11 protein-coding genes and 1 pseudogene are annotated in these 13,447 nt (G+C 64.2%); 2 read left to right on the top strand and 10 right to left on the bottom strand.

What is annotated here, in order from left to right; genetic code table 11:
- Window positions 1-651 precede the first annotated feature (651 nt).
- The 8 genes and pseudogenes from BC363_RS12605 to BC363_RS36335 all read right to left on the bottom strand — a co-directional run.
- A complete protein-coding gene (locus tag BC363_RS12605) occupies window positions 652-1,089 on the bottom strand; it encodes a DUF1810 domain-containing protein (protein WP_065781423.1) in 438 nt (145 codons plus the stop codon).
- Between the two features lie 89 nt (window positions 1,090-1,178).
- Entirely contained in the window at window positions 1,179-2,165 is a 987-nt protein-coding gene (locus tag BC363_RS12600; RefSeq protein WP_065781434.1) for an aldo/keto reductase, read from the bottom strand.
- 88 nt (window positions 2,166-2,253) lie between these two features.
- The gene (locus tag BC363_RS12595; protein WP_065781422.1) at window positions 2,254-2,838 is read right to left on the bottom strand and encodes a YigZ family protein; all 585 of its coding nucleotides are present in this window, start codon (window positions 2,836-2,838) and stop codon (window positions 2,254-2,256) included.
- Between the two features lie 274 nt (window positions 2,839-3,112).
- Window positions 3,113-6,820 carry a trifunctional transcriptional regulator/proline dehydrogenase/L-glutamate gamma-semialdehyde dehydrogenase gene (putA, locus tag BC363_RS12590; RefSeq protein WP_065781421.1) on the bottom strand — a complete coding sequence of 1,236 codons (3,708 nt, stop codon included), beginning with the start codon at window positions 6,818-6,820 and terminating at the stop codon, window positions 3,113-3,115.
- A 189-nt stretch (window positions 6,821-7,009) separates the two neighbouring features.
- Window positions 7,010-7,324, bottom strand: coding sequence for a YkgJ family cysteine cluster protein (locus BC363_RS12585; RefSeq protein WP_053248941.1), 315 nt, complete (start codon window positions 7,322-7,324; stop codon window positions 7,010-7,012).
- A 41-nt stretch (window positions 7,325-7,365) separates the two neighbouring features.
- Window positions 7,366-8,172, bottom strand: coding sequence for a phosphodiesterase (locus tag BC363_RS12580; RefSeq protein WP_065781420.1), 807 nt, complete (start codon window positions 8,170-8,172; stop codon window positions 7,366-7,368).
- A 208-nt stretch (window positions 8,173-8,380) separates the two neighbouring features.
- Complete coding sequence (locus BC363_RS36340; protein ID WP_320416823.1) at window positions 8,381-8,719, bottom strand: tetratricopeptide repeat protein; 339 nt, start codon at window positions 8,717-8,719, stop codon at window positions 8,381-8,383.
- Window positions 8,696-9,241: pseudogene (locus tag BC363_RS36335) on the bottom strand (sel1 repeat family protein); the annotation flags it as partial. The gene BC363_RS36340 and the pseudogene BC363_RS36335, both read right to left, overlap by 24 nt.
- A gap of 223 nt (window positions 9,242-9,464) precedes the next feature.
- Here BC363_RS36335 and BC363_RS12570 point away from each other — a divergent pair.
- Window positions 9,465-10,085 carry a FecR domain-containing protein gene (locus tag BC363_RS12570; protein ID WP_065781433.1) on the top strand — a complete coding sequence of 207 codons (621 nt, stop codon included), beginning with the start codon at window positions 9,465-9,467 and terminating at the stop codon, window positions 10,083-10,085.
- Between the two features lie 36 nt (window positions 10,086-10,121).
- Here the strand turns inward: BC363_RS12570 and BC363_RS12565 are convergent, their stop codons facing one another.
- A complete protein-coding gene (locus BC363_RS12565) occupies window positions 10,122-11,996 on the bottom strand; it encodes a CHASE2 domain-containing protein (RefSeq protein ID WP_065781418.1) in 1,875 nt (624 codons plus the stop codon).
- A gap of 5 nt (window positions 11,997-12,001) precedes the next feature.
- Window positions 12,002-12,706, bottom strand: a complete 705-nt coding sequence (locus BC363_RS12560) for a Crp/Fnr family transcriptional regulator (RefSeq protein WP_065781417.1) — start codon at window positions 12,704-12,706, stop codon at window positions 12,002-12,004.
- Between the two features lie 265 nt (window positions 12,707-12,971).
- Here BC363_RS12560 and BC363_RS12555 point away from each other — a divergent pair, with 265 nt between their 5' ends.
- A complete protein-coding gene (locus tag BC363_RS12555; protein WP_065781416.1) occupies window positions 12,972-13,394 on the top strand; it encodes a DoxX family protein in 423 nt (140 codons plus the stop codon).
- Window positions 13,395-13,447: the final 53 nt, after the last annotated feature.

Here is a 13,447-nt window from a genome sequence, read left to right as displayed (position 1 = left end):
TTCGAAGCCATAAAGACAAGCGCAGCATCAAGCTCAGACGAAACAAAGCCGGCCGAAACCCTCAATACATGGCCGAAATCATCGCAGCTTGACCGTTAACCTGGATTCAGGGCCGTGCTGCGGCCACAAGCGCACGCGCGCCCGATTCGGTTGATTGAAGATCCGGCTATGTTTGCGAGGCTTCTTCGTCGGCGCCACACTTGCGTTGCGACTCAAAAAACAGGGACTGGCTCGCCGTTCCATCCGACCATGATGTGCCTCGGTGAGCCGCAAGAACGGTTGTGATAAATCTATGTATTAGTATAATATAACGTAGAGGTTGCTTACTTGCGTTGCGCCTGATGAGGGGCGGACGAAAGCATCCGGAGGCGTCTGCGGCGGCCGGAAAAGGGGAGGGCATCCTCACGATCTTTTGAAGCCTGCGACTGAAAAACGGCCGGTCCGATTCCCATATAAAAAGAGCCGTACGGCTGATGGAAAGGAGGCGCCCGATGTATCGTTACATGATGAAAGAGCTGCTGGTGATCGTTGCCGGGCTTTCCGTCTGCGCTTTCGTGATCCTGTTCTTCCTCGCGAGCGCTGCGCACGGCGTGTAACCGGGACCCGCAAACCGAACGCCCGTGGCGCCTGCCGCCACCGAGCGCCTGCCTGTCATCCTGACGAAGACCGGCCGAGCAGATCGAGCGTCCGCCGATCCTCTTCCCCCGCGAAATAAAGATCGAGCGCTTGCCCAAAGACGTTGCCCGCGGCTGACGCCTTCGAAAACAGTGTCATCGACGAGCGGAACTTCATATCATCAGGGCTTGCGAAGATTTCGTGTGCCGAACGCCCCGTAATCCCGTTGACGGTCTCGGTGCAGTCGATGAGCCTTGGCCCGAGGATTGGATGGGCGAGGTAGGCCCTGGTTTCGGCGAGCCCGGAAACGGCGAAGCGCTCGGCCATTGGCGAATGCCCGAGCCCCGCAAGCTGGGGGAAGACGAACCACATCCAGTGGGTCTCCTTGCGGCCGCGTCGCAACTCGTCGAGCGCCGCCGCATAGACGCGCTCCTGAGCGTCGACAAATCGTTGCAGCATGAAAGGGTCGGCCATGGTCCCTTCTCCCGCCCTGGCGCGTCTGTGTGCCCGCCAGGGCCGTGTCAGCCACCGTCGGTCAGGCCGGTCGGCAGCGGCGATGCATTCTACCAGCGGTGATGAACATGAACCTTGACCAGCCGCTCGTAAAGCGCGGCGATGGCGGCCCTGGTTTCTTCGTCGATGGCGGACAGCGCGCTGGCAGCCGCATTGGATTGCGCCTGCGCCTCGTTGCGGGCGCCGGGGATGACGACGGAGACGGCTTCCTGCTCCAGGATCCAGCGCAGCGCGAACTGCGCCATCGGCACGCCTACGGGCACCAGCGGGCGAAGCTGCTCGACGGCTTCCAGCGCCGCCTCGAACGGCACGCCTGCGAAGGTCTCGCCGACGTCGAAGGCTTCGCCATGGCGGTTGAAGTTGCGATGGTCGTCGGCGGCAAACGCCGTGTCGGGGGTGATCTTGCCCGATAGCAGCCCGGAGGCGAGCGGTACGCGGACGATGACGCCGACATGCTTCTTTTTCGCTTCGGCGAAGAAGAGGTCCTGCGGGCGCTGGCGGAAGATATTGTAGATGATCTGGACGGTGGCGACGCCCGGATATTCGATCGCTTTCAGCGCTTCCTCGACCTTCTCGACCGAGACGCCGTAATGGCGGATCTTGCCCTTGGTGACGAACTGGTCGAGCGCGCCGAACAGGTCCGGGCGGTAATAGACTTCGGTCGGCGGGCAGTGAAGCTGCACGAGATCCAGCGTTTCGACGCCAAGATTGCCGAGGCTGCGATCGATGAAGGCCTCGATATTGGCGCCGGTATAACCTTCGGTGACGTGCGGGTTCAGCCTGCGTCCGGCCTTGGTGGCGACGAACGGCTTTTCGCCGCCGCGCTCCTTCAGGACGGCGGCGATGATCTTTTCGGACCGGCCGTCGCCATAGACGTCGGCGGTGTCGACGAAGGTGACGCCGCTGTCGAGTGCTGCATTCAGCGCGCGCTTGCCGTCCGTTTCGCTGACGTCGCCCCAGGATCCGCCAATCTGCCACGCGCCGAAGCCGACCTCGGAAATCGTCGCGCCCGTCTTGCCCAGAATTCTCGTTTTCATGCTGATCATCTCCCTGGCGTCGATATTGTTGTCGGTTATTCAGTTTGTCGGTCGTTTTTATGATGATTTGACCTGCAAAGGGAAGTCGTCAGTCTTCGGTAGAAATGACCGCGCGCCCGCGACTGAGATCGGTGACCATGGCAAAAATGCCGTCCGCCTCGTCCTTGCGCATGTCGACGGTCATCACCGGCCCCTTGTCGGTGAAGGTTTCACCGGCGATCGTCACGTCACGGGCCAGAAGACGGGCCTTGATCAGCGCCAGATCGGCAAAGTCGCAGGCAATGGTGGCGTGCACCGTCTCGATCATTTCGATCTTCTCGGCCGCGCGCAGGCAGAGCGCCGCGGTGCCGCCATAGGCGCGCATCAGGCCACCACTGCCAAGCAGGATGCCACCGAACCAGCGCGTGACCACGACGACGACGCGATCGAGCGATTGCCCGTCGATCGCAGCAAGGATCGGTTTGCCCGCAGTGCCGCTCGGCTCGCCGTCATCGTTGAAGCGATAGGCCTGGCCGATGCGCCAGGCCCAGCAGTTGTGGTTGGCCGCCGGGTCCGAATGGGCGGTGAGGAAGGCCCTCGCCGCCTGCTCGTCGGGCACGGGCGCGCAGATTGCCAGAAACCGGCTCTTCTTGACGTCCTGTGTTGCCGTTTCGATGTGCTTGAGGGTGAACATCCGCTGCTTCCGTTTGTTCAACGCTGATAGCGGATTGGGCGGATTGGCGCCATCCCAGGTTATTCAACCCTCATCACTGTGCCTGTCACAGGAATCCAGTCACGGTGCGTCCGCGCCGTGGGAGACTTATTTTTGCGTTTCTCTGGGACAGTTCTTTCGCGCCACAGACGCGGCGCGGCTTGATCCCTGGGACAAGCACAGGGATCAAGCACCTAGATCGTTTCCCTCTCCCCGCGTGCGGGGAGAGGTGTCGTCAATGTTAGCCTTACGGCGATCAGCCGATCGCCATCAGGCTGGCATTGCCGCCGGCGGCGGCCGTGTTGATCGAGGTGGACACCTCTTCCAGCAGCCAGTTGAGGCAATAGGCGTCCGGGTTGCGGCCGATCTCGCCGGTCGAGGCGGCCTGGACCAGAACCAGCGGCCCCGGCAAGCCGGCGATCACCTTGCTGACCTCGCGGACGCGCTCGCCTTCGCCTTCGACCAGCGCGCCGGCAAACGGACCGTCGGCCGACCAATTCTTCGACCAGGACAGGCGGGCAGAAACGCTGGCCGGCAGATGCTTCAGCGAGGACTGCAGGCCCGATGCCGCGTCGATGACGACGGCGTTGCCGGTCGCAAGTGCTGCGCCGAGCTGGTGGTAGAGGCCGGTTTCGGTCGCGGGCACCAGGAGCACGCGGCCGCGCGGATGCAGGGCGTAGAGATTGCGCTCGCCAACCGGGCCCGGAAGCTCGGAGATGAGGCCGAGTGCCGAATTGCTGCCGGCGGTGCGGGCCGCTTCGGCTTCCGTCCTGGCACCCTTGCCGTCGAGCCATTTGGCGAAATCGAGCAGTGCCGGATCGGTGTGCACGGAGCTGTGCTGCGGCGGCACCGGGGCGGTGACAACGAGACGGCCGAGATAGAGGGGACCGCCGGCCTTCGGGCCGGTGCCCGAAAGGCCGCGGCCGCCGAAGGGCTGCACGCCGACGACGGCGCCGATGACGTTGCGGTTGACGTAGAGGTTGCCCGCCTTCACCCGTGCGGTGACATGGGCAATCGTTTCGTCGAGGCGGGTGTGCAGGCCGAAGGTCAGGCCGTAGCCCGTCGCGTTGATATCGTCGATCAAAAGATCAAGGTCGTCGCGGCGGTAGCGGATGACGTGCAGCACGGGGCCGAAGACCTCACGCTTGAGATCGGCGAGCTTTTCGAGTTCGACGATCGTCGGCGGTACGAAGGTGCCGAGTTCGGTTTCAGATGCGAGGCCGATCTGCTCCACCTTGCGGCCCATGCCGCGCATGGTTTCGATATGCTTCTCGATGATCCCTTGGGCTTCCGCGGTGATAACCGGACCGACATCGACCGAAAGCCGGTCGGTACGGCCGATCTTCAGCTCGTGCAGTGCGCCCTTGAGCATGGCGAGAATACGGTCGGCGACATCTTCCTGCAGGCACAGCACGCGCAGCGCCGAGCAGCGCTGGCCGGCGCTGTCGAAGGCCGAGGCGATCACGTCGCCGACGACCTGTTCGGCGAGCGCCGAGCTGTCGACGATCATGGCGTTCTGGCCACCCGTTTCGGCGATCAGCGGGATCGGCCGGCCGGACGGCGACAGCCGGTCGGCAAGCTGCGCCTGGATGAGGCGTGCGACCTCGGTCGAACCGGTGAACATGACACCGGCGATTTCGGGGGCGGCAACCAGTGCCGCGCCGATGCGGCCGTCACCGGGCAGGAACTGCAGCGCGTCGGCGGGGATGCCGGCTTCGTGCAGGATGCGCACGCCTTCGGCGGCGATCAGCGGGGTTTCCTCAGCCGGCTTTGCCAGCACCGGGTTGCCGGCGACCAGCGCCGCGGCAATCTGGCCGGCGAAGATTGCTAAGGGGAAGTTCCACGGGCTGATGCAGACGATCGGCCCGAGCGCCTTGTGGGCAGGGCCAAGGGTGCGGCGGGTCTGTTCGGCATAGTAACGCAGGAAGTCGATCGCTTCGCGCACTTCGGCGATGGCGTTCGGCAGCGACTTGCCGGCTTCACGCACGATCAGGCCGAGCAGCGTCGGCATGCGGGCCTGCATGATGTCGGCGGCACGCACCAGGGATGCGGCACGCTCTGCCGGTGAAACCGCCGACCAGCTCGACGCCGCCTTCGAGGCAAGGCTTGCCGCCTGGCGGGCGTCCGCTTCCGATGCCTCGGTGACAGTGCCGACGATATCGCGGTGGTCGCCGGGGTTGACGACGGGGCGGGACTCGCCTGCTGCCGGACCGGTTGCCAGCTGCGGAACCGCGCGCCAGTTGACGGCAGCACTTGCCTTGAGCGCCTCGGTCAGCGATGCGAGCGAGCTCTCGTTGGAAAGGTCGAGGCCGGCGGAGTTCGGACGTGCATCGCCGAAGAGGCCGACCGGCAGGGCGATCTGCGCATGCGGCGCGCCGATGACGGGCATGGCGCGCACGATGTCGACGGGATCGGCGACCAGCTCGTCGATCGAGACCTTGGGGTCGGCGATGCGGTTGACGAAGGAGGAGTTGGCGCCGTTTTCGAGCAGGCGGCGAACCAGATAGGCAAGCAGCGTCTCGTGGGTGCCGACCGGCGCATAGATGCGGCACGGCCGGTCGAGATTGGCCTTGCCGACGACCTCGTCATAGAGCGGCTCGCCCATGCCGTGCAGGCATTGGAACTCGTACTTGCCGACCTGGAAGTCCTTGCCGGCCAGTTCGTAGATGGTGGCGAGCGTCTGGGCGTTGTGGGTGGCAAACTGCGGGAAGATCACGTCCGTTGCCGCCAGCAGCTTGCGGGCGCAGGCGATGTAGGAGACGTCGGTGTAGATCTTGCGGGTGTAGACCGGGAAGTCTTCGAGGCCATCGAGTTGGGCGCGCTTGATCTCGGCGTCCCAATAGGCGCCCTTGACGAGACGAACCATGACGCGGCGGCCGGAGCGACGGGCGAGGTCGATGATGAAGTCGAGCACGAAGGGGCAACGCTTGCCATAGGCCTGGACCACGAAGCCCATGCCGTCCCAGCCCGAGAGGTCCTTATCGAGGCAAAGCTCTTCGAGCAGATCGAGCGAGAGTTCCAGCCGGTCGGCTTCCTCGGCATCGATGTTGAGGCCGATGTCGTATTTCTTGGCGATGACGGCGAGTGCCTTCACCTTCGGCAGAAGCTCGTCCATGACGCGGGCCGACTGCGCGCGCACGTAGCGCGGATGCAGCGCCGAAAGCTTGATCGAGATGCCGGGACCTTCATAGATGCCGCGTCCGGCCGATGCCTTGCCGATGGCATGGATCGCCGTCTCGTAATCCTGGTAGTAGCGCTCGGCGTCGGCGGCCGTGGTCGCGGCTTCGCCCAGCATGTCGTAGGAGTAGCGGAAGCCCTTCTGCTCGAGCGCGCGCGAGCGGCGCAGCGCCTCGTCGATGGTTTCGCCGGTGACGAACTGCTCGCCCATCATCCGCATCGCCATGTCGACGCCACGGCGGATCACCGGTTCGCCGCAGCGGGCGATCAGGCGCGTCAGCGCGGCCGAAAGGCTGCGGTCGTTGACGGTGGACGTCAGCTTGCCGGTAACGACCAGACCCCAGGTCGCGGCGTTGACGAACAGCGAGCGGCCGCCGCCCAGATGCGACTTCCAGTCCCCGTCGGCGATCTTGTCGCGGATCAGCGCGTCGCGCGTCGCCGTGTCGGGAATGCGCAGCAGCGCTTCGGCCAGGCACATCAGCGCCACGCCTTCCTGGCTCGACAGCGAATATTCGTGCACCAGCCCTTCGACGCCGGAACCCTTGTGTTTTGCGCGCAGGGCTTCGATCAGTTTGCGGGCGGTCCTGGCCGCTGCCTTCTGCGTCTCGGCCGGCAGCGTTGCGGCTTCGACGAGCGACGGCAGGGCTTCGGTCTCGGGCCGGCGGTAGGCGGCGGTGATCGCCTGGCGCAGCGTGCTCTGCGCGCGGATCGGCGGTGCGAAGTCGGCAAAGGGTGCCGGGGCCGCATCGGCCTTTGGGCTGGATTTTTGAAGCTGGGTCTGGCTCATCGAACGCGGTCCTCCGGAAGGCGGTGACAAGGCGCAATGCGCCTCTGATTTCATGGGCAGAAAATACGCGTCGTGCCGCCGAACATCCATCCGGCAAATTCCGTCATTCTCGGAATGTTTCACTACCGCGGCGCCGCCAAACCGATGGGGATGCGGAAGGTAAGCTTGAGTGCCGGATGATCCTAAGTTCTACGCGGCCTGCCCGAAGTGCCGTTCGCGCGCCATCAGACACTCGTCGTCACCGGGCATGCAGGTGCGACAGACGATCGGCCTGACCGCGTAGATCTTGCACGAGACATGCACGCCGAGCTTGCCGCCAAGGGCTGTGCAACGGTTCTCCTCGCAGCGCATGCCGCCGAGATCCGCGGCGACATACTCCGCCGGTATCAGATCGAGCTCCTCGTCCGTCTCCATCGAGAATCGCGGCCAGTCGGAGGAGTAGGCGCAACAGGCGCCGCAGCTCTGACAGTCGAGGATTTCATCGGTGGCGGTGGCTTGGGTCATGGGCCAACTTAGCATGAAGGGCAGCCGGCCGAAATGCCCTGTCATGCCACGGCGGCATCTCTGCGGGCGATTTCGTAGTCCTCGGTATGAACGAGGACGCCATCCATCGTCACCACGGCAATGCCGTAGGCGGCGGGTTCGTCGACCGAAAGCGAGGCATCCGGCGCATCGAACGGCATCGGCTGCTGGTGCACCGGGCTCTTGAAGACGGAGAAGGGTATGCCGCGGCTCGAGCCACTGATCGTTCTGTGGACGTGGCCGGCGAAGATATGGCGCACATTGCCGTGTTTCTTCACCAGCGCATAGAACTCGACTTCGTTGACCAGGCGGATCATGTCCATGCCGGTGAAGCCGGTCGCGTGCGGCGGATGATGCATGAAGATGAGCACTGGCTTGTCGCCGGCGTCGGCCAACTGACGATCGAGCCAGGCGAGGCGTTTCTGGCACAGAAGGCCGGCATGGCTGTTGGGGTAGTCGTAGGGCGGCGCAAACAGCGTGTCGAGCAGGATCGCCCGGCAATCGTCAAAGTCGATCACCTGCTGCACGAAGCCATCGTCGTCCGTCACCGCTTCGGCAAAGACGTCGAGAAACACGTCGCGCCGATCGTGATTGCCGACCATGATCGCGGCCGGCGGGATCAGCTGGTCGATAAGACCTTTCAGCCGCTCATAGGAGACGCGATCGGCATTGTGGGCAAGATCGCCGGTGAAGATCACCCGGTCGGCATCCGCGTGGTAGCGGTTCACATGCGCAATGCCGTTGGCAAGGCGCTGATAGGGGTCGAGGCCGATGATGGTCGTGCCTTCGGGCACCATGTGCAGGTCGGTAAAGATGATCAGCTTCGTCATGGAATTTCCGGAAGATGGATGTTTTCCCGCCCAAGCTGTAGCGGGACCGGCCGCACGTCAAGCTGCATCTTTGGGCGGGATTTGCCGGTCGCGGATCGCGTTGCTTGCACGTTTTGGAGGATACGGCGGGATTGCCTGGGGAGCGCAGCCAAGAGGAGCATCGGCGATACGTCAGGCGGGCCGACCCCTGGGGGCGGGCCCGCAATGCTCACTTGATGCGGCTCGTCTTATCGAGCATGGCCGTCTCGAAATTGTTGGCTCCGCTGAGTTCGGCGAACTTGCGCCCCGCATAGGCGTCGCCCTCGGCCGCAGCCTTGTGGAAGACGGCGCGTGCGGCGGGTAGGTCCTTGGTCATGCCTTCGCCGGTTTCCAGCATCAGGCCGAGATTGACCATGGCGTCGACGTTGCCGCGCTCGACGGCGAGCCGATAGAACGTGGCGGCCCTGGCGTTGTCTTCCGGCACCAGCTTGCCTTCATCCAGGATGACCGCAAGGTTGAAGGCGGCGACATCGTCGCCGGCGAGCGAAGCCCGCTCGAACCATTCGATTGCCAGCTTGCCGTTGGCGGCGGTGCCCATGCCGTCGCGGTAGGCGACGCCAAGATTGTAGGCGGCAAGGACGTTGCCGGCTGCTGCGGCTTTCTGGTTGAGCGCGAATTCGGTTTTGATGTCGCCCTGTTCGCCGACAAGCACCGCATGGTTGGTCATCGCCAGCGCATGGCCATGTTCCGCTGCTTCGCCAAGGATGCGCTGCGACTGGATCTTCTGGCCGGCCTTGTCGAGCACGCGCGCCAGCTGAAACTCTATGCGCGCGCCGGCATGCTGGTTATAGGCCTCGCGGCAGGCCGAAAGCGCAATGCCGATCTTCATGTCTTCGGTCGCAACAGCCGGGTAGGCGTGGTTGCGCTGCAGGTCGAAGATGCTGCCCGCCTCGCGGTCGCAGATGTCGGCGGCCGAAAGGTCGGCTGCGCGGGCGGGAGGCAGCGCGATCGCCGCAAGCGCCAGGAAGCTGACGATGGCGAGAAGCAAGCCGTTGAAGATACGAATGCCTGTTTTGCGCTGATTTTCCATGGTGCTCTCCCGTCTCCTGAGGCCAAGTTAGCCTGACGGTTCCGCACCGCCTGTTCCGGCGGTAACAGCCGGATTGCCGGGGGTCTGGCGAAGTGGGAAAGTGTGGCAAGCAGCCTATCAACGCGCATTCGGCTTGTTTCCCCCGGTATCGGGAATATTCTCTGGGAAGGTCGGCCGCTCGAAGGCTCTAACAGGGAGAAGGACCATGATGGACCGGAAGCCGATGCGGCAGATGCTGGTGAGCAGGCGCGTCGTCGTTGGCGGCCTGTTGTTGGCGGCCATGGGCGGCGGCGTTGCAACCACCATGGCGAGCCCGGTGATCGGCAAGGCGACGGAAATCCGCGGCGATGTTCGCCGTCGGCAGACCGAGCAGGAAGAGGCGCTCGCTGTCGGCGCGCAGATCTTCGACAACGACCATGTGCGCACTGAGGCCGAAAGTTTCGCAACGCTGGCCCTCGGTACCGACACCCGCGTCCTGCTGGGCGCGGAGACGGACCTCCTGGTCGATAGTTTCATTGCCGGCCAGGGCGGTACGCTGGAGCTCGGCGTCGGCCGGATGGTGTTCGACCGTCCCGAGGGGGTGCCCAAGGTCGACGTTGCCGTCAGGACCGCCTTCGGCATGATCGGTGTGCGCGGCACCAAGTTCTTTTGCGGCCCGAGCCGGGTCGCCTTCGCCGTCTTCGTCGAGCATGGCAGCGTCTCGGTCGAGGGGGCCGGCGTAACGCGCGTCGTCGGCGCGGGCCAAGGCGTCGAGTTCCGGCAGGCGGGCGATGCGCCGAGCGAACCGGTCAACTGGGGGCAGGCGCGGATCCGCGAAGCCTATGCCAGCGTTGGCGTGCAATAGCGCCGACAGCGCCAAGTATGAAATATACAGGGAACGCTACACCTGTTCAGGGTCGGCGATCGTGAAGAGCTCCATCGTACCAAAGCCGCGGATTTCATGTTCGCCGAGCGAGCGGAGCGGCTGCCTACTTTCCGCCGCCGCCGCCGGGCCGACGCAGATGGCCGTGCCGAGAAATTTGTTTGCCTCCTGCAGTCGCGCTGCAAGGTTGATGGCGTCGCCATGAGCGGTGTAGTCGAGCTTGCCGCCGGCGCCGACCTCGCCAAGCACCGCCTGGCCAGTCTCGATGCCGATGCGCGTGCGCCCGAAATTCCGTGCTGCGAACTGCGGCCGCCTGCGCATCTCCTCCGTCAACGCATGGATTGCCTTGGCGCATTCGATCGCCTTGTCGACATGATCGGTAAGATCCTCCGGCGCGTTGAAGAAGGCATGCACGGCATCGCCGACCACCTTGTCGACCATGCCGCCATATTGCGCCACCAGCCCGTTGACTTCGGTGAAATAGATGTCGAGCAGGGCGATGAGGTCGCGCGGCCCGAGTTTTTGCGAAAGTGTCGAAAAGCTCTCGATGTCGGTGAACAGCGCCGTCACCGCCCGTTCCTCGCCCGCAACCCGGGCAGCACCTGGATTGTCGATGTAGCGCGCCACGACGGATTGCGGCAGATATTGCGAGAATTTTTCCCGCGCCGTCGCCTCCGCCCGCCGGATATGGCCGAACTGCAGCGTGCTCGTTACCGCCAGAACGGCGGCGAGCGCGACCGAGATGCTGATCGCATCCACGAGCCAGCCGCTGCTGCGGTAGATGGCGGCAGCCGCTGCGACGACGACGGCAACCGCGACGATGCCGAGTGCTGCAGATGTCATCGGCCGCAGCCTTGCCGCGCCGTAGGCGGCGGCGATGCCTGCCGCGAGCGAAAACAAGGCTTCGATCACGGGAAGCCGCGCGTCACGCCGCGGAATGAAGCCGGTGGCGATTGCATTGGCGATATCGGCGTGGATCTGCACCGAGGGCTCGAGCGGCATCGAGGCGCTTGGCCTGAGGCCGCCGAGGTTGGGCAGGCTGCTGCCGATGAAGACGAGTTTGCCCGAGAGCCTGGCTTTGCCTGCTTTCCCTGAGAGAATGTCGGCCGCCGAAATCGTCCGGGCTGCGATCTCGTCAGGGTCGCTCGCGACGAAGCGCAGGCTGCCGGTATCGTCGAGCGTGATGACTTGCCGGTCGACACGCAGCCAGGCCGGATCGCCGCCGAGGATCGGCGTTCCCGCACCGATCATCAGCCGCGTCGCTTCGATCGCAAGCGTCGGATAGGCCTCCTCGCCGAGGATAGCGAATGCCTGCACCCGGCGGATGCGGGCATCCTCGTCGCCAACGAGAAACGATGCGGCCGCCGCCTTGGCGTGGTCCATGAAAGCGGGGCAGGAGGTTTCGGCGCCGTCGAGGAACCAGAGTTCCGGCGCTGCGAAAGACCGGCTCAGCGCCAATTGCGGCACCGGGCGGGGGCGCTCCTGCAGCGTATCGGCAATGAGAAAGCCGAGGACGACGGGCAGTTTCGAGACTGCCTCCGAAAGCGCTGCATTGCCCGGCAGCTCTACGGCACAATCGGAACTGAAGACGAAGTCGACGGCAACGACCTTGGCGCCTGCCTCGCTCAGTCCGGACAGAAGTTCGGCGGTTGCCGCCCTGTCCCAATCACCGTTCGGCCGGGATTGATAGGCTGCCCGGTCGATGTCGACGACGACGATGTCGGGCGACTGCGGTGACGGCATCCATTGCGTCAGGCTGTCGAAGAACAGTTCCCGCTGCGTTTCGAACACCGGTTGCGCATAGAAATAGAGTGCCAGTGCGACGATCAGGCTCGTCAGGATCCCGCCGGCCAGCGGTGTGAAGCGAAAGTGCCGGCGAGGTTGCACGGTCATGCCGCCTAATCCTCTTCTGGATCGGCGATGCTGAGCAGCCGGCCGACCTTGCAGGCGATGATGCCGTCTCCCCGTTTGATCGCACCGCTCTCTTCAAGCCACAGGATGGCCCGGTTGACCTTGGGGCGGCTGGCGCCGAGCACGCCGGCGATATCCGTCTGGCTCATCGTCAGGCGCAGATTGGCGCTTTCGGGAAGCTCGTTGCCGTGGATCTGCCGGAGCGTGGCCAGGAAGAACCGGGCGACGCGGGCATTGAGGTCGTAGAGCGCGATGGTTTCCAGCCGCTCGGTGGTGTCGCGCAGCTGCGCGCAGAGAAAGCGGATGACGGACTCGGCTGCCGCAGGCCGGGTCGTGACCATGTCGAGAAAGGCCTTCTTGCCGATCACATAGCCTTCGGCCGCGGTCTGCGCTGTTGCATCTGCCGATCGTGCCTGGCCGTCGAGCACCGCCATCTCGCCGAAAATCGCACCGGCTTCATGCTGGCGCAGCATCAGTTCGCGGCCCTGCGGCGTGATTAGCGACAGTTTTATGCGGCCCGATATGACGACGATCATGTAGTTGCCTTCGTCGCCGCGCTGGAAGATCACCGTGCCCGCCGGCCACTTGCGATAGGTGGCAATCTCGGCAAGTTCCTCGATCGTCGTCTTGTCGAACCCTTCGAAGATCGCGAATGAGCGCCAGAAGGCCGGGCTCCTGTTGATTTCGTTCATGAGATGCCCCCGCGCGGCGTCCCCTGCCGCGCCTGAATTTCGCGCAGCAGCCCCTTCGTTGCAACAGAAAAGAACGCTTGAGGCTGAGCTGGGGCTGCCGACGACGAAAAGCACTGCACAGACTATGCCGAAACTCAAATGTCGGTTGACGATAAATCCCGGTTGTCTCTAGGCTGTGAACGATCTGTCGCTGGGCGTGCGGCTAGATGAATTTGAAAATGCTGATACTTCTGCTGCCAACACTCGTTTCTCACAGGAGCCTCGCATGTCTCAGAATGTCGTCGTCCTCATCGGGCGCATTCTCCTTTCGATCATGTTCATCATCTCCGGGTTCGGCAAACTGACAGATCCCGCCGGCACCGCCGGAATGATCGCCAATGCCGGCTGGCCCGCAGCAACCGCACTTGCCTATCTCGCCGGCGCCTTCGAGCTGATCGGCGGTCTTGCCGTTCTCGTCGGCTTCCAGACGAAGATTGCTGCCTATCTGCTTGCGTTGTTCTGCCTGGTTACCGCTTTCGTCTTCCACGGCGGTGCGATCAACATCCCGACCTTCCCGCCGGAAGCCAACGGCCTGCTGACCGTCTTCAACGGCCTGATGATGATGAAGAACATCTCGGTTGCCGGCGGCTTCCTGGTGCTTGCGGCCTTCGGCCCGGGCGCGCTGTCGATCGACGCACGCCGCGCCTGAGGCCTTCACGGCTTGAACAGAAGAGCCCGCCGGTTCCGCCGGCGGGCTCTTCT

Source organism: Ensifer sp. LC384, from assembly GCF_001695865.1.
Lineage (GTDB): Bacteria > Pseudomonadota > Alphaproteobacteria > Rhizobiales > Rhizobiaceae > Ensifer.
The sequence above is the reverse complement of the archived record's forward strand: the minus strand, read 5'-3'. Positions and strand labels throughout refer to the sequence as shown.